Origin of the sequence: Streptomyces sp. NBC_01116 (assembly GCF_041435495.1) — a bacterium.
Taxonomy (GTDB): Bacteria; Actinomycetota; Actinomycetes; order Streptomycetales; family Streptomycetaceae; genus Streptomyces.
Map to the genome: position 1 here is coordinate 3,183,663 of NZ_CP108644.1, position 15,956 is coordinate 3,199,618.

A 15,956-nucleotide genomic window follows, 5' to 3' on the forward strand; every position below is an offset into this window, starting at 1 on the left:
CCGGTGGCCGTACGGGATCCGGCCGTCGCCGGTGACCTCACGGGGTGGCTCGGTCGTCGCCGGTGGCCGTACGGGTGGGTGGTCCGGCCGTCGCCGGTAGCCGTACGGGCGGCTCAGTCGTCGATGCCGTCGGCGGCGCGCTTCTCGCGGAGTTCCTTGATCGCGCGGCGGCGGGCGAGCCGGTGGGTGCGCCGGATCTGCGCCTCCTGGTAGCGCCGGTTGTCGCGCTCGGTCTCGGGGATCACCGGCGGGACGCGGCGCGGCTTGCCGTCCCCGTCCACCGCGGCGAAGACCAGATAGGCGCTGCCGACCTGCTGGGCGGGGGTCGACTCGTTCCAGCGCTCGGCCATCACCCGGACGCCGACCTCCATCGAGGAGCGGCCGGTCCAGTTGACCTGGGCGCGTACGTGAACGAGGTCACCGACCCTGACCGGCTCCAGGAAGACCATCTCGTCCATCGAGGCGGTCACCGCGGGCCCGCCGGAGTGCCGGCCGGCCACGGCGCCCGCGGCGTCGTCGACCAGTTTCATGATCACGCCACCGTGCACCGTGCCGAGGAGGTTGGTGTCGCTGCCGGTCATGATGTGGCTGAGGGTGGTCCGGGACGCCGCGGTCGGCTTGCCCGGAATATCACTTTCCGAGCGGTTGGCCTGATCTGTTACGCCGGTGGCCTGATCTGTCATACAGTCCACCTTATGCGGGGGACCGGATCCCGCAGAATGCATCAGCTTCGCAACAGCCGTGGCCCAAATCCCCGTACACCCTGTAAAGGCTGTAGGGCGGCGCGGCACACTGAGCGAATGAACGATTGGCCCGATCGACGGACCGGCGACCGCAGCGAGCGCTACGGGCGGGGCAGCGACAGCGCCCGACCCGAGAGCGCGCGGGCGATGCCCCACATCCAGCGCCGCCCGGCCCCGCCGCAGAGGCCGCAGTCCCCGCCGCAGCGGCCGCACGTGCCGCAGCAGGGCCAGGGATACGACGACCGCTACCAGGACGGCGGCCACGGCAACAGCCCCGACCCCGGGTACGACAGCGGCTACAACACGGGCCAGGTCTACGGCTCGGGCGGCGGATCGAACGGCCGGGGCGGCGGCGGAGGCGGTCGTCGCGGCGGCGGTGACGGGGGTTACGTCCACGGCCGCCCGGACTGGCGCCGCCGGATCAAGATCGGCGCGCTGACCCTGGTGGTCGTGCTGCTCGCGGTCTCGATCTCGACGTACTTCTGGGCCGACTCGAAGCTGAAGCGCGAGGTCGACCTCGCCAAGGTCATCGAGCGCCCGGAGTCCGGCGACGGCACGAACTACCTGATCGTCGGGTCGGACAGCCGCGAGGGCATGTCGGCCGAGGAGAAGAAGCGGCTGCGCACCGGTTCCGCCGAGGGCAAGCGAACCGACTCGATGATGATCCTGCACGACGGCTCGGCCGGCCCGACGCTGATCTCGCTGCCGCGCGACTCCAACGTCGAGATCCCGTCCTTCGTGGGGTCCGAGTCCGGGAAGAAGTTCCAGGGCACCGGCCGGCAGGTGAAGCTGAACGCCGCCTACGCCGAGGACGGCCCCGAACTCCTCGTCCGCACGGTCGAGTTCAACACCGGGCTGCACATCGACCACTACGTCGAGATCGGCTTCGGCGGCTTCGCGAAGATCGTGGACGCGATCGGCGGGGTCGAGCTGGACATCCCGAAGGCCTTCAAGGACAAGAAGTCCGGCGCCGACTTCCAGGCCGGCAAGCAGACGCTGAACGGCGAGCAGTCCCTGGCCTTCGTCCGGACCCGCTACGCGCTGCCGGGCAGCGACCTGGACCGCACGAAGAACCAGCAGAAGTTCCTCGCGGCGCTGGCGAGTCAGACGGCGACCCCGTCCACGATCATCAACCCGTTCAAGCTGTACCCGACGATGGGCGCGGGCCTGGACACGCTGATCGTGGACAAGGACATGTCGCTCTGGGCGCTGGGCAACATGTTCTTCGCGATGAAGGGCGTCACGGGCGGCGAGGGCACGTCGATGAACATCCCGATCTCGGGCAGCGTCAACGGCAACCTGGTCTGGGACAAGGCCAAGGTGAAGCAGTTGGTGGAGCAGCTCAACAACGACGAGAAGGTCACGGTCAAGGGCAACTGAGCCCGCGGGCGGACACGTCGAGGGGCGCCGGGCTGTTGCCCGGCGCCCCTCCGCCTGCCCGGGACGGCCCGGCCCTCAGCTGCCGTAGGTGATGTTCCCCTTCTCGTCCATGAGGGGGTGGATCCGGGAGGGGCCGTAGTCGTCCACGTCCGACGGGCGTGACTTCTCCGGCCCGTCGGGCCCGATCCGCATCACACGCTCGACCCGGACCACCTCGAACCGGCGCCCCCGCAGCACGAGTTCGTTGGGCCTCCGGCGCGCGGTGAACTTCTTCGCGGCCCGCGCGCGGAGGGCCGCCTCCTTCTCGTCCACCTTCATCCAGGCGGGCAGCTCCGGCATGTCCGGCAGATCCGGCAGCTGGGGCACGGGCCGGGTGAGGTGGTGGACGAGGGCGCGGCGGGCGCCCTGCGGGGTCGAGTACTGCCCGGTCACCATCGACCAGGTCATCTCCTTCCGCTCCACCACCCGGAACGTCGTCGGGAGGAGCACGACCCCGGGGTGGGTGGTCAACGCCCGCCGGGAGTCGGCCCGTACGTCCTCGGGGAAGCGGGCGGCGGTGTAGGAGAGCCCCAGCAGCCCGGCCCGGTCGATCCCCTCGGTCAGCCCGACGGCGGCCGCGTGGTCGACCACGAAACCCTCGGTCCGGCAGAGGTCCGGCGCGTCCAGGTCCCAGCTGTCGTCGTCCGGGTCGGTGGCCCGGGGCGGCTCCAGGCGGTCGCCGCCGATCCGGGCGAACTCGTCGGCGCGCACGACCCGGTAGCGGACGCCGTCCGCCGACACCTCGTCGGTCGGCTCGACCTCCAGCCGCGCCACGGCGTCGAGCAGCGACCTCCGCACCGCCGGGTCCTCGGTGTCGTCCCTCGCCCTGAACCACAGGAGCGAGTTGAGCTCGTCCCGGGCCATCTGCGGGAAGCCGCAGTCCAGTTCACCCAGCAGCCGCCAGCGCGGCCGGTCGCCGCGCCGCTGCTCGGCAAGCCCGAACAGGGGCCCCCGGACCACGATGTTCGGGTACTTGCGGACCGAGGCGAACGCGTCCGCCTCGGTGACCTCGGAGACCGGGTCGTCGCGGCGGGTGACGTTGATCGTGAGGTGATCCGGCGATTTCTCCGGGTGAGCATCCATGTACTCAGTGTGCCGAAGGGGCGTGTCGGTGTCAGGGTTTTCCGCCGTAAAGGGCTTCTGCCGACCGGAGTTCACGCCGACGAGGTGGCGTTCCGCCGCCCGCCGAGGGGCCGCTCCCTTCCAGCACTCCGCGCTGCTCGCACCGGGTCGTGGCGCGCCACGACCCGGAGGAGGCCGACCGGATCGTGGCCCACCGCGACCCGGTGGGCCACGACGTCAACTACTCAAAGAACCAAGAGAAACTTCCCAACCCCACCCCACCCGATCCCGGTGGTCAACCGCGGGAAGGGCCGGTCACCCACATGGGTGAGATTCACCAACTGGTGTGGATTTCAGCCGGGTTCGCAGGCATATGCTCGCGCTGACACACAACCCCAGACATGAGACGGCCCCCGCCGGGACGGCAATCCCGAGCGAGGACCTGACCACCAAGGAAGAAGACGCTTCCCCATGGATACCCAGCACGATATCGCCCTCACCCGCGCCCTCGCAGAGATTCCCGGACCACTGCCGCCCTCCGGCGTGATCCACATCGCCGTACCGCACACGAGCCGCTTCACGATCGTCGGCAACCACCTCGCGCAGCACGCCGAGCTCTCCCTCACCGCGATCGGGATCGGCGTACACATCCAGTCGCTGCCCGCCGGGTCCAAGGTCGGCATCAAGGCGCTCGCGGCGCGCTTCGCCGAGGGCGAGACGACGATCGCCGCCGCCTTGCGCGAGCTGGAGGCCCACGACTACCTGCACCGGACCCGCGAGAGGCTGCCGAACGGCCGGATGATCACCCGCACGGTGTTCTGCGACCAGCCTGCGGCGTTACTGCGGGGCGGGGCGGTGATGCCGGTGGCGGTGGTACCGGTGACGCCTACGGCGGTGGTGACGCCGGTGGTCCCCAGGCCTGTGCCCGCATCTGCGCCCGCGCTCCCACCCGCACCCGAACCCACCCCCGTACCGGAGGAAGCGCACCCGCCGTTCCGCGTACCGTCGCGCATCGCGCCCACGTCTCCGCGACGGCCGCTCCCCCAGCCCCGCGAGCCGAGCCCGGAACTGCACCGGGCCGCCTCCGCGCTCCTCGCCGACCTTCGGCGCCACGCGCCGGAGCTGGTGCTCTCCGAGGGCGACGTCGAGGAGCTGGTGCCCGGCGCCGCTGCCTGGCTGGAGCGCGGCGCGCACCCCGACGCCATCCGCCGCGCTCTGACGACCGAGCTCCCGCAGCCGCCCAAGTACCCGGCGAAGATCGTCAGACACCGCCTCACCGCGCTCCTGCCGCCACCGCTCCCCGGAGCCCAGGAGCTGGCCCCGGTCCGCCGGACGCCCGTCACCCCCTTCCAGACCTGCGAGGGCTGTGACCGCGCCTTCCGCTCCCCGGCCCCGGGCCACTGCCGCGACTGCCGGGCCCAGCACTGGGAGGCGGCCTAGCGAGACGTGGCGAGGCATAGCGACCCGCGGACGGGCTTGACCTCAACCGGAGTCGAGGCTCGAAGGTGACGCCATGACGATCTCGACGGAACAGCGCGCGGCGGTCCGGAACTGGATCAGGGAGACGGCGCACTCCCTGACCACCGTGGACGCGTCGGAGCCACTGGACGACCTACGGCCGCTGCTCGGCATGGTCCCCGAGCGGACGGTCGTGGTGGGCTACGGCGCCGGGACGCGCGGCGCACACCAGGTTGCCGCCCTCCAGACGCGCATGGCCCGTCTGCTGGTCGGCGAGGCGGGCTTCCGAACAATCGCCCTCGACCAGGACTGGACGCTCGTCGCCCGGCTCGACACCCACATCCGCACCGGGGCCGGGGACCCCGTGGCACTGCTGGAGGCGGCCGAGCCGTTCTGCCGCACCGAGGAGATCCTCGCCCTCCTCCGGTGGATGCGCGCCTTCAACGAGACGCACCCGGGTGATCCGGTCCGCCTGATCGGGGTCAGCCCCCATGAGACGGGGGCGTCGACGTACGACACGGTGGCCGACTACGTGCGCGCGGCCGAACCCGGGCTGGTGGACGAACTGGCGCGGTACTACGCGGACCTCCGCCCCGCGGATGACGTGTCCGCGCACACAAGCCGATTCCGGGCGCTGTCCGACAGGCGGTCCCGGCGCGACCGCGCACAGGCGGCGCACGACCTGGTGGCGGGAGCGCCGATCCATGACGGATACGCGTGGGCACTCCACAACGCGCGGCTGATCGTCCAGTACTACGAGCTCCACGACCACGACGACGATCCGCTGGACCCGCACAACATGGCCTGCTACGAGCGCTTCTTCGCCGAGAACGTCCTGTGGTGGCAACGGCACACCGGCCACAGGACGCTGTTCTGGTCCTCCAGCTCCCACACCGCCGACGCGCGCACCAGGGTCGTCAGCTTTCCGCCGGACCCGGCCTCTCCGTCCCGTAACGCGGGAAGCCACCTGCGCGCACACCTCGGCACCCGGTATCTGTCGATCGGCCTCACCTTCGGCGCGGGTGAACTGGCCACCTACACCGCCGCCCCGGCCTTCCGGGTGCCCGGCCCCGTGCCACCGTTGATGGAATCGGTGCTGGACGACGAGGCCACGGGCGACTACCTGCTGGACCTCCGCGCGGAGGCCCCTCGCGAGGTCGCCGACTGGCTCACCCGGACCGCCGAGTCCCGGCTCATCGGACCACGCCACGACCCTCGACGCGACACCGATCACCACATGACGGGCGGTTCCCCGGGCGAGTGGTTCGACGTCCTCGTCCATCTGCGGCAGGTGACTCCGGCGCGCACCTTCCATCAGGTGAACCCTCCGGCGAAGAAGCAACCGTGACGCGTGCCGGCCGTCACGCCCCGGGCGCGCGGCCGGGTCCTGCCGCTACGGCCGGCGACGGCATCCGGCGAGGAGGGCCGCGACCATGCGCGCGGCGTCCGCCCGGTCGTAGTCGGGCCCGGTGACGCAGAGGTTCCCGATGGCACGCATGAGCGTGTACGCGGTGATGTCCGGGCCGACCTCGTCGGCGGCGACGCAGGCGTCGAGCAGCGTCGCGCAGGCCGGGACCAGGGTGTCGAGCATGAGGGCGTGGAGGTTCTCCAACCCCGGTTCGCCGGACCCCAGGGCGGCGCCGAGGCCGTGCTTCGTCACCAGGAACTCGACGAACGCCTCCGCCCAGCGGGTCAGGGCGGTGAACGGGGAGGCCGATTCCTCCAGGAGCCGGGGCGCGAGTGCGGTGCAGGTGTCGATCTGGTGCCGGTAGACGGCGGTGACGAGGTCGGCCCGCGTCGGGAAGTTCCGGTAGATCGTGCCGACGCCTACGCCGGCCCGTTCGGCGATCCGCATCACGGTCGCGTTGTCGCGCCGCGCGGTGCCGGGGTCGACGAGGCCCGGCTTCTCCTTCCGCGAGGCCGAGCGCTCCTCGTCCTGCGAAGGCACCTTCAGCGACGCCGCGATGTACGGAGCGGTCGAGCCCCTACGGGCGGCGCAGCCGGCAGGCAGGGTGACGTGGGCCATGTCGGGACGCGCCCAGCCGGTGAACCCGGAGCCGAGAGGAACGGGTCCGATCCGCTCATCGGCATGCGGTCATCAGCGTCTGCTCCGGCATCCACACGGCGTCCGTATCGTTCAGGCACCCGTCGGACACCCGTCAGGCCCCCGGACGTCCCGCCCCTCTACGCTCTCCCACGTGCCAGCAACGCGGCATGCGGCAGCGTCAACAGCCCGTCCGCAGAACGGAATTCGGCGCACAGCTCGTCGTACACGCGCCTGGCCGCCGCCACCCCCTCCGCGCCCCCGCTGTTGAGGACCTGGCCGATCGCGCCGATCCCCCGTTCCGCCCCCGCCCACCAGGTCTCGGGGTCACAGCGGTGCGCCCACACCACCTCGGAGCACTCCGCGCCGAGGAGCCCGGCCCCGTCGAGGAGGGCGGCGAGCCCTTCGGGCGTACGGGGGAAGTCGTCGTCGGGCGCGAGTGCGGGGAGCCAGTCGGGGCGGGTGAGCCCGGCCGCCTGTACGGCGCGGCCGATCAGGGCCTGGCCGGGGGCTCCGGGCGACCTCCAGACGGTGACCGCGACCCGGCCGCCGGGGCGGGTGATCCGGCGCAGCTCGGCCAGCGCCTCGCGCGGGCGGCCCACGTGGTTGAGCACGAAGTTGCCGACGACCGCGTCGAACGTGTCGTCCGCGTAGGGAAGTTCGGGCAGCCGTGCCGTACGCGCCTCGGCTTCCGGGACCGCCCTGCGGGTCGCCTCCACCATGCCGGGCTCGGCGTCGACGGCGTGGACCGTCGCACCGCGCCCGGCGGCGAGGGCGCTGATGGTGCCGCTGCCGCAGCCCACGTCGAGGACGCGGCTGCCGGGCCCGGCCCCGGCGGCGTCGAGGAGGGCCGCCGCCGGGTGGGCGCAGAGCCGGGCGTAGGTGCGGGCGTACGCCTCGGCCTTGCCGGACCAGATGCGGCGCTCGGCCTGGTCGAAGGGGGTCGGGGAACGCTCCGCTTCCGCACCCGGGGAGACGGCCACCGCGCCCGTTGCCCGTGGCACCTGGGAGACGGCCACCGCTCCCGCTTCCCGTGGCACCGAGGAGGCGGTCATGACACAGCTCCCTTCGGTTCGAGCTCGGCGAAGTCCTCGTGGAGGGCGTCGAGATGGCGGCCGGTCGGTACGCCGGCCGGGGTCAGCTCCGCCAGCCGCCAGCCCGGCAACTGCGCCTCGACCTCGGCCGGGAGCGACCCGTCCGCCGGGTCCGCCAGGGCGTGCAGCACCCCGAACGCGGTCTCCCTGGCGACCTCGCGGGCCAGCGCGCCGAGGTCCTCGGGGGTGAGCCCGGCCGCGAGGGCCCGGTCGACGGCGTCGGCGGCCGCCCCGTCGGTGCGGTAGGCGTCGACCCACCGCGGGGCGGCCGTGCCCCAGGCGTCGACGTACTGCCACACCGTCCGCAGGAGGCGGTAGCGGGCGAGCTGCGGCAGCCCTTCCTCTGCCTCGGACTCGGCCCAGTCGTGGGCGTCGGCATCCGCCCCCAGAGCGCTGAAGAGGGCGGTCAGCCTGTCGAGTTCGGTCATGAGGAGGGAGGCTACCGGCCGTATCCGGGTTGACGCCGGGGGCACCGGGCGGAGCCGGACGGATGGGCGCGCGGGGACCGATGAGTTTGCACGGGATACCCGGTCATTACATCCGTAACAGTGAGAGCCGCACCGGGCACCGAACCGGGACACCGCCACGACACAGCCAGGAGACCTGATGCGCACCCTGATCAGCACCGCCTTCGTTTCGCTCGACGGCGTCATGGAGGCCCCGGGCGGCGAGCCCGGCTACCGGAATTCGGGGTGGACGTTCAAGGACGTGGAGTTCCTGCCGGAGGCGTACGCCATCAAGAGCCAGGAACAGGAGGAGGCCACCGCCCTGCTGCTGGGCCGGGCGAGCTACGAGGCGTTCAGCCCGGTGTGGCCGGGCATGGAGGAGTTCACGGGGTACAAGGCGATGCCGAAGTACGTCGTCTCCACCAAGCTGACCGAGGGCGACCTGGTGGCCGACTGGGGCGAGACCACGATCCTGCGGTCGCTCGACGAGGTCGCCGCCCTGAAGGAGACCGAGGGCGGCCCGATCATCGTCCACGGCAGCACCGAACTGAACCGGAACCTCGCGGACGCCGATCTGATCGACCGGTACCACCTGCTCGTCTTCCCGCTCCTGCTGGGCGCCGGCAAGCGCCTGTTCAGCGACACGGACAAGGACGCCCGGAAGCTGAGGCTCGTCGAGCACGAGGCGTACGCCAACGGCATCCAGAAGAACGTCTTCGAGGTCGTCCGCTGACGCGCCCGGAAGGGGCGACTCCCCGGATGCGGCCGGACCGGCGCCCCCGCCCCCGCCCGGCCGGTCAGCCCGCGCGCACCCCTCGCAGGACGGCCTCCGCCACCTCGGCGGACACGACACCCGTCGTGTCGACCACCCGGGCCTCGCGACGGAGCCACGGCAGGGCCCGTTCGTAGTCGGACAGATGGTCCAGGCGCCACTGCCGGGCGCCGGCGCTCTCGGGCTCGCTGTCGGTCTCGATGCGTTCGACGAGCGTGTCCCGGTCCGTGTGCAGCAGGACGTGGTGCACGGGGATACCGGCCCGCGTCAGACCGTCGTGGATCTCCTGCCAGTACGACTCGACCAGGACCGTCTGGGTGACCACCAGCGTTCCGCCCACGTGGTCGAGCACCTGCCGCGCGGTCTCCACCACCAGGCCCCGCCAGGGCGGGAAGTCCTGGAAGTCCCTCTCCGGCACACCGAGCACGTGCCAGAGCATCTCGCCGACCTTCTCGGTGTCGAACAGCCGGGACTCCGGGAGAAGCGAGGTCACCTCCTTCGCGGTGGTGGTCTTGCCCGCGCCGAAAGTTCCGTTCAGCCAGATGATCATCGCTCCACCCTAAGGACTGTCCCGTAATCCCTGGTGGATCAGCGTGCGGCGTCGGATGCGGTGCATCGCAAGGCGGAGGGACATCCGCATACTGGATGTATGAGGACGTTCCGACAACGCGGCGAGGCGCCGTAGCTGTCGTCGCGCGCCCGCCAGGGATTACGGGACAGCCCTTAGGCGCGGCCGAGCGCTCCGGGTCCGGCTCGGCCCTTCCCCGTAGGTTCGGACACACTCGTCGTGAGGACGGACCGGACTACGTATCAGGGAGCCCGCATGGCAACCATCCACGACACCACCTTGACGCCCAGCAAGCTGGAGCTCCTCACCGGCTGGCTGCCGAGGCAGAGCTGGTACGCGGGCTCAGGGGAGACGCCGGAGCTGGTCAAGGCCGGCGGGTTCCGTCTGGACGATCCGGAGGGAGAGGTCGGGATCGAGTTCATGGTCGTGGCGGACACGGCCGGGCAGGATCCGGTGGCGTATCTGGTGCCGCTGGGCTACCGCGGTGCGGCGCTGGAGGGCGTCCCCGGCGAGGCGCTGATCGGCACTTCCGACCACGGGGTGCTCGGCACCCGGTGGATCTACGACGGCGCCCACGACCCGGTGGTACGGGCGCGGTTGCGCGCCCTTCTCCGCGGCGAGGCGAAGCCGCAGCAGCAGAACGTGAGCGACGCCCCCGACCCGACCGTCATCGTGCACGGGGCCGGTGCCGGCCAGGGGGTCGACGTCCGGATCAACCGCGTACTGCGGGCGACGGAAGCCGAGCAGGGGGCGCCGGGGAGTCTCGTCGCCGGCTGGACCTGGCCGGACGGGACGGCCGCACGGGGCGAGATGGCGGCCGTGACCCCGCGGTAGCGTCCGCCACTCCGCTGTGGGCGGAGCCTTTGGGAACGGCCCCCGGCGTTCCGCACCGGGGGCCGTTCGACGGAAGGCGTTACGGCAGGTTGCGCGCCATCACGATGCGCTGGACCTGGTTGGTGCCCTCGTAGATCTGGGTGCTCTACGGCATACCTGCGCCTGACCTGCGAAAACACACTGCAAGTGAGGGGGTCCCCCAGGATTCCCCCAGGATCAGTCCAGAAGCAATGCTCTCACGCACTGGGCGCGTGACTACCTGCCGCTTACTCTGGGGAAGCCGAGTACCTTTCGACGCTGGCCCGTCCCGTGGAGCGGTCGAGTAGGCGCAACTCCCAGGGCCCACTGTTCACGTCGAAGTCCTTTCCGAACCCGACCCACTTGCCCGCCATACGGCGGCCCGTCGGCTCGATCAGTAGCTGGACGGCACCGTGGTACCGGGCACCGTGGTAATAGCCGTTCACCGCTGTCTGTTCCGTCCACGTGCCTGTGATGATGTTCCGGTCCACGGTCAGATCCAGAGACAGGGGGCTGTCGGGGTTGGTCGACGCTCCTGGCAGGCTCTGGGCAGTCAGCCTGTTGCCGTGCTGGACGATGACGACATGGTGCTTGCAGTCGAAAGTCTCGTCACGGCTGGACGAGTAGAACTCGTAACGAGACAACCAGATACCTGCGTACTCGCCTTGCGTCTCCGGCTCCGGGCTTGTGACGGCATTGGTCGTGCCGACTTCCCCAGCTTCCATATCGTGGCCTCCTGCGCCGTCTGAGTGGACGCGTGTCATAGGGATCGCAAACCCTAGTGACTCGGGGGCGCGGCCAGTGAACTGTTTGAGTGCTCGCGCGTACAGCGGGCGGCACGTCTTGGTCATCCCGGACTCCCAACGCTGCACCAGTCGCTTGGAAGCATCGTTCGGTTCGCCCAGTTCTTCCCCCGCCCCACGTAATCCCTGGGCGAACTCGTCTTGGCTGAGGTTCATCGACTTGCGTACGGAGGTCAGTACGTCGTTGGGAACTCGCTCACGCTCGGCCGTAGTCGTCATGGTCCGAGGCTAGCGACGCAGCACCTCGAATGACACCGGTTTGACGCCCTAGGAGTGACGTCGAGATGACGCCTCATGGTCGTCTCGAACGTCGCCGCGATGGTCGAGGCTAATCCGGAACATGGTCGACATGTCCATCCGCATCAGCGCCTACAAGGTGAGAGCCAACGGTACGCAGACCGAGCCACGAACCCTGTACGAGGGTGAGGGCGGGGAGCCCCTAGCGACTGGTCTGATGCCCCCGTGCCTGTGCCCCAGGTGCAGAGGCGGACGGCATGAACGGAGCACGTCGGACATCCAACTACGTGGAGGCAAGCCAGCATGAATACGGCAGTAGTGATCCGCGACCCGAAGACGTACGTCACGCCGGACGTGTGGGAGCGGGAGGTAACCCTTCTCCTCCGGAACCCGGACAACACCCGAGAACTGGCGGAAGCCAAGTTCGGGCAGGCCATCGCCTACCTGGTCACGTGCGGCGAGAACGCGGACCTTCTCATGGGTCCGTCCGTACAGGTGGACGAGGCGTGGCACTCGTTCATGCTCGACTCGATCCCCTATCACCACTTCACCAACCGGCACTTCGGCCGGTACATCCACCACGTTCCCGAGCTTCAGGGAACGACGGCCGGGGTCCAATGCCTCAGCGACGACGAGGCGACGCGGGAGGGGCACGACTCCAGGACCGGCGGCCCGCTGGTCCTGGAGCAGACGATCAAGGCCATCAAGGCGGCCGGGTTCGAGATCGACCCCGACCTGTGGGGCATGGAGAGTGCAGCCGACTGCAACCAGTGCCACGCCGGGTGCCACGACTCACCCAAGTAGAGCCGCATAGCCGTTGAGTTGGGGCCTACCCCGTACGTTGGGAGTAGGCCCCTTCTGCTGGAAAGGATCACCGCATGTCATTGGCCGAGTCCTGGGACAAATACGCGGTCGGAAGCAAGCCGCGCAGGGCAGTGAACGCCACGGGCGAGACGACGTGGCTGAACTGGACTCAGTACGCCGATCACGGACCGAACGAGAGCGTTCTAGGAGCCGTCGCCGGACGTCGGGTGCTGGAACTCGGCTCAGGCAGCGGGAGCAACCTGGCACACCTGGTCACGCTCGGCGCGACGGGCCTGGGAGTGGACGTTGCACCAGCCCGGGAAACGGTCGCAAAGGAACGCTGGGCCGGTCTGGCAGGTATTGAGTTCCGCACGGCAGAGGCGACGGCATTCCTGAGCGAGACGGACAAGACCTTTGACGTCGTGCTCTCCATCTTTGGTGCCGTGTGGTTCGTCGATCCGCACACCCTGCTACCGCTGATTCGATCCCGTATGGCTTCGGGTGGCACTCTCGCGTTCTCCCACCTTCCCGCCGGAAGTCAAGACGTGAAACCAGGCGGGGCAGGGTTGCGTCACAACCACAGTCTCGATGCGTGGGAACACCTGCTCGCAAGCCACGGATTCGCGGCGGTGTCAGCGTCACTGATCGATCCGCCGCAGGGCAGGACCCTGGGCACGATGCTCGTACGCGCGCTGGCGCGCTGACCGCGCACATCGGCGGCCACTGATCAACGGAGGACGCCCCTGCCACGAATGGCAGGGGCGTTCATTTGGTTTGTTCGGGTGATCAGAGGAGAGCGTGGAAGGGGTTGGAACCTCTGGCCGGTTCCGGCCGCTTCACTGGCACGGGCTCCGGTGACTGCTTCGGTGCTGTTCTGTAGGTGTCGATCTGTACGACCGTGGCGCGCTTCACGTCACGCTCTGGGTCAGCCGGCCGCGACAGAGGGCTATGGGAATCGTCGCTCCGATTCTGCCTACGGTCCGCGCTGGCCGGCTGGGGCACAGCGTGAGCGGAACTGTCATCGCGGAGTGTGAAGACGGTGGCGGGTCGGCCTGTCTTGCCCGACCGTTCCACGGTCACCCTGATTCCGGTGAGTGCCTTGACCTCACTGGCGGTGGCTCCCACGTACGGGAGTACCTGTGAGGACGTGGCCCGTCCTCCGTGCAGTTCGATGCGGGCCCGGACTTTGTCGGTGAGGCTGAGGGGCTGTCGGTTCGTCTTCGGGGATGTGGCTCCCTTGGTGATCCGCACGGTGTCCTGGACGGAGCGTCGGACCAGGCTGAAAGCGGCCGACAGGATCTCTTCCGTGATGGACTCGGAGCACTCGGAAGCGGCCAGACAGGCAGCAACCCTGAGTGTCTGCTCTGCGGTCCGCTCGATGAACACCGCCTGCCCCTCCGGCAGAGTCTCACCCAGGATGCGGGCGTAGCGGCGGACGATCCTCCACAGCGGGCGGGCGTCCTCGGCGAGGGTGATGACGCGGGGGCGTGCGGTGGCCCAGGTGTAGGCGTCGGCGAGTTCGCGGCTGTCGATGTCGGGGAGGCTGACGCGGTCGTCGTCCAGCATCGGGACGGACCGGAGGAGGAAGGGCAGAATGCGGTTGTAGGAGCCGCCCGCTGCTTCTGATTCGCCTACGTACTTGGTCCAGTCGGACGGGGTGACGTGGCAGTGCAGGACCATGGCGGGGTCGCGTATTTCCTGCGCCTCTTCCTTGGTGGTGTTGCGGAGCGTCGCCCCGTCCCACGCCGCGCGGAGCTTGGTGGTGAAGGAGGGGTCGCGCTTGACCCTGCGGAGCACTTCCGACCATTCCTCTTCCACCACCAGGGTGCGCACGTCGCGCCCGGCCTCTGTCTCTGCGGTGGCTTCCTGCTGGTTCCACAGGTGGTTGACCAGACTTGCCCCGGACGTGATGCCGGATGTGGAGTGGGTGGCCAGGAAGCGGCCAACCGGCCTGTCCAGGACGTGTTGCGCAGCTCGGAGTGCCGAGCCCTTGCCCCGGCCTGTTCCTGCGACCAGGGCGGACCACAGGAGCACGGGGCGGGTGTTGCCCCGCGAACTAACCCTGACGGTTCCGCCGATGGCAGCGGACCACATCGACAGGGAAGCCACGTACACCCCCAGTTCGTCCGTTTCGAGGGAGGGGGAAATCTCATGGACCGCACGGCCGATGGGGCCGTGGAGAACAGGGGTGTTCATGCTGCTGCCTTTTCCTGGGAGTTGGTGCGGTTGAGGGGGACGACGGACCGCCACCGGCCCCCGTCCTTGGTCTGGTGGTGAGGTTCCTTCGCTGTCCTGCGCAGCAGGGGGAGCAGGTCGCCCCCGTCCGCCGGAATGATCACGGCGATACATCGCACTGCCTTGCCCGTGGGGATGCGCCGTGCGACAGAGGCGACCGTCAGGAGGTCGTCACTCACGATGCCCGTGCGGTCCTTGCCCCGGGGAGTCATCCAGGTGACCCATGACCCCGGTGTGCACTTGCCCTTGGACGGTTTGGAGCCTGCCCCGTACCCCTTGGCGCTCTTCCACACGCTCAGGTCACGGGGCCCGGGGTGACGGCCGCACTCAGCGGCCGTCACCGTAGGCGCGGCACTCAGGCCGCTGCCGCTTTTCCCTCCGAAGCGTCCCTGTGCGACATATCAAAGGCGTGCCGCACGTGCATGGGGATGCGCCCCTTGGTGGGTATGTCGTATCCGTTGGTCCGGGCCCACGCCCGCACGGCCCGGTTGCGCTCCCGCTCGCTCATCTCTTTCGGGCCCACCTTGGCAGGCTCAGGGAGCGGGTCACCACCAACCAACTCACCGGCACAGACTGCGGACTTGAACCGTCCGGGTTCCCGTACGTCCATGCACCCGATGCCCCGTTCCGCAGCGTCCCGGAGCTTGGACCCGCTCCGCTCGCCACCCTCACCCAGGATCAGCAGCACAGTGGACTCATCGGCACGGCCCACCACCTGATACCCCAGGTTACGGACCGCTTCGCGCGCGGTCTCCCAGTCATATCCGGGCACTTCCCCCGCGATCATCACGGACGGAACGGGGGCAGTGGCAGGCTCCTCCGGCTCCGGCTCCGGCTCCGGGACGGGGACGGGGACGGGGACAGGTTCAGCGGAAGTGTCGTGCACCCCGGCTCCCAGGGCGTCAACAAGGTAGCGAGCAAAGGTGGCGTTGTGCTCAACACAGAGATCCCACGCACGCACTCCCAGCGTCAGCGTTTCTGTCGCCTCTTCCTCGCTCCCGTCACGCGCAATGTGCGCATCACAGAGAACCTTTTCAACGGGGACCAGAACCGTAGTCCTCATAACGCCACGTTCCTTGGGTAGAGAGAAAGTGTCAGCGGGACACCGGAGCACTGCTCTAACGACTCTCCCGCTTAACCCCTATTCTCCACGACCCGTATCACAGGGTGATAACTAACAGATAACTGAAGCATTACTCAATATGAATTGAATGGTGGGGTAATGCCCAATTAAAAAGAAATAGGACCCACCGGGGGTGCCATCCTTCCATAATGTTTGCCAATCAGATCCCCATGGTCAGCAGGTCACATCTGGCGGCACACATGACACTTCTTCGGCTGATGCTTCAGATCGTCGCCCCATGGCCGATCCTTCTTCATCAGTTCCCATCCTGTGTGGATTGCGAACTCCAGGAAGCA

General features: G+C 69.3%; 17 protein-coding genes. 7 read left to right on the forward strand and 10 right to left on the reverse strand.

Features of this window, described 5'->3' with window-relative positions; genetic code table 11:
- Positions 1-113: 113 nt before the first annotated feature.
- Complete coding sequence (locus tag OG245_RS13785; protein WP_371623810.1) at positions 114-683, reverse strand: acyl-CoA thioesterase; 570 nt, start codon at positions 681-683, stop codon at positions 114-116.
- Positions 684-800: 117 nt separating this feature from the next.
- Here OG245_RS13785 and OG245_RS13790 point away from each other — a divergent pair, with 117 nt between their 5' ends.
- The gene (locus tag OG245_RS13790) at positions 801-2,123 is read left to right on the forward strand and encodes an LCP family protein (protein ID WP_371623811.1); all 1,323 of its coding nucleotides are present in this window, start codon (positions 801-803) and stop codon (positions 2,121-2,123) included.
- A gap of 75 nt (positions 2,124-2,198) precedes the next feature.
- Here OG245_RS13790 and OG245_RS13795 read toward each other — a convergent pair whose 3' ends face one another.
- Positions 2,199-3,245, reverse strand: coding sequence for a DUF5954 family protein (locus OG245_RS13795; RefSeq protein ID WP_371623812.1), 1,047 nt, complete (start codon positions 3,243-3,245; stop codon positions 2,199-2,201).
- Positions 3,246-3,695: 450 nt separating this feature from the next.
- On the opposite strand from OG245_RS13795, the gene OG245_RS13800 reads away from it, so the two are divergent.
- A complete protein-coding gene (locus OG245_RS13800; protein ID WP_371623813.1) occupies positions 3,696-4,664 on the forward strand; it encodes a hypothetical protein in 969 nt (322 codons plus the stop codon).
- A 73-nt stretch (positions 4,665-4,737) separates the two neighbouring features.
- On the forward strand, positions 4,738-6,030 hold the full coding sequence (locus tag OG245_RS13805; protein ID WP_371623814.1) for an erythromycin esterase family protein: 1,293 nt from the start codon (positions 4,738-4,740) through the stop codon (positions 6,028-6,030).
- 45 nt (positions 6,031-6,075) lie between these two features.
- Here the strand turns inward: OG245_RS13805 and OG245_RS13810 are convergent, their stop codons facing one another.
- From OG245_RS13810 to OG245_RS13820, 3 genes are all read right to left on the reverse strand, one after another.
- Positions 6,076-6,708 (reverse strand): TetR/AcrR family transcriptional regulator, encoded by a 633-nt coding sequence (locus OG245_RS13810; RefSeq protein WP_371623815.1) that lies wholly within the window; start codon positions 6,706-6,708, stop codon positions 6,076-6,078.
- Between the two features lie 158 nt (positions 6,709-6,866).
- Entirely contained in the window at positions 6,867-7,781 is a 915-nt protein-coding gene (locus OG245_RS13815) for a class I SAM-dependent methyltransferase (RefSeq protein WP_371623816.1), read from the reverse strand.
- Positions 7,778-8,248, reverse strand: a complete 471-nt coding sequence (locus OG245_RS13820; RefSeq protein WP_371623817.1) for a hypothetical protein — start codon at positions 8,246-8,248, stop codon at positions 7,778-7,780. The genes OG245_RS13815 and OG245_RS13820 overlap by 4 nt, the downstream gene beginning before the upstream one ends.
- A gap of 178 nt (positions 8,249-8,426) precedes the next feature.
- On the opposite strand from OG245_RS13820, the gene OG245_RS13825 reads away from it, so the two are divergent.
- Positions 8,427-8,999, forward strand: a complete 573-nt coding sequence (locus OG245_RS13825) for a dihydrofolate reductase family protein (protein WP_371623818.1) — start codon at positions 8,427-8,429, stop codon at positions 8,997-8,999.
- Positions 9,000-9,063: 64 nt separating this feature from the next.
- Here the strand turns inward: OG245_RS13825 and OG245_RS13830 are convergent, their stop codons facing one another.
- Positions 9,064-9,588: an AAA family ATPase gene (locus OG245_RS13830; RefSeq protein WP_371623819.1), complete on the reverse strand. Its 525-nt coding sequence runs from the start codon at positions 9,586-9,588 to the stop codon at positions 9,064-9,066.
- A 273-nt stretch (positions 9,589-9,861) separates the two neighbouring features.
- Here OG245_RS13830 and OG245_RS13835 point away from each other — a divergent pair, with 273 nt between their 5' ends.
- A complete protein-coding gene (locus OG245_RS13835) occupies positions 9,862-10,440 on the forward strand; it encodes a 1,4-alpha-glucan branching protein (protein ID WP_371623820.1) in 579 nt (192 codons plus the stop codon).
- 266 nt (positions 10,441-10,706) lie between these two features.
- Here OG245_RS13835 and OG245_RS13840 read toward each other — a convergent pair whose 3' ends face one another.
- On the reverse strand, positions 10,707-11,480 hold the full coding sequence (locus OG245_RS13840) for an XRE family transcriptional regulator (protein WP_371623821.1): 774 nt from the start codon (positions 11,478-11,480) through the stop codon (positions 10,707-10,709).
- 321 nt (positions 11,481-11,801) lie between these two features.
- Between OG245_RS13840 and OG245_RS13845 the strand changes: the two genes are divergently transcribed.
- Positions 11,802-12,302 (forward strand): hypothetical protein, encoded by a 501-nt coding sequence (locus OG245_RS13845; protein WP_371623822.1) that lies wholly within the window; start codon positions 11,802-11,804, stop codon positions 12,300-12,302.
- A gap of 74 nt (positions 12,303-12,376) precedes the next feature.
- On the forward strand, positions 12,377-13,006 hold the full coding sequence (locus OG245_RS13850; RefSeq protein ID WP_371623823.1) for a class I SAM-dependent methyltransferase: 630 nt from the start codon (positions 12,377-12,379) through the stop codon (positions 13,004-13,006).
- Positions 13,007-13,088: 82 nt separating this feature from the next.
- Here the strand turns inward: OG245_RS13850 and OG245_RS13855 are convergent, their stop codons facing one another.
- From OG245_RS13855 to OG245_RS13865, 3 genes are all read right to left on the reverse strand, one after another.
- Positions 13,089-14,498 carry a DUF3987 domain-containing protein gene (locus tag OG245_RS13855; RefSeq protein WP_371623824.1) on the reverse strand — a complete coding sequence of 470 codons (1,410 nt, stop codon included), beginning with the start codon at positions 14,496-14,498 and terminating at the stop codon, positions 13,089-13,091.
- Positions 14,495-14,641, reverse strand: a complete 147-nt coding sequence (locus OG245_RS13860; protein WP_371623825.1) for a hypothetical protein — start codon at positions 14,639-14,641, stop codon at positions 14,495-14,497. Before OG245_RS13860 ends, OG245_RS13855 begins: the two co-directional genes overlap by 4 nt.
- A gap of 251 nt (positions 14,642-14,892) precedes the next feature.
- Positions 14,893-15,600, reverse strand: coding sequence for a histone-like nucleoid-structuring protein Lsr2 (locus OG245_RS13865; protein WP_371623826.1), 708 nt, complete (start codon positions 15,598-15,600; stop codon positions 14,893-14,895).
- Positions 15,601-15,956 lie beyond the last annotated feature (356 nt).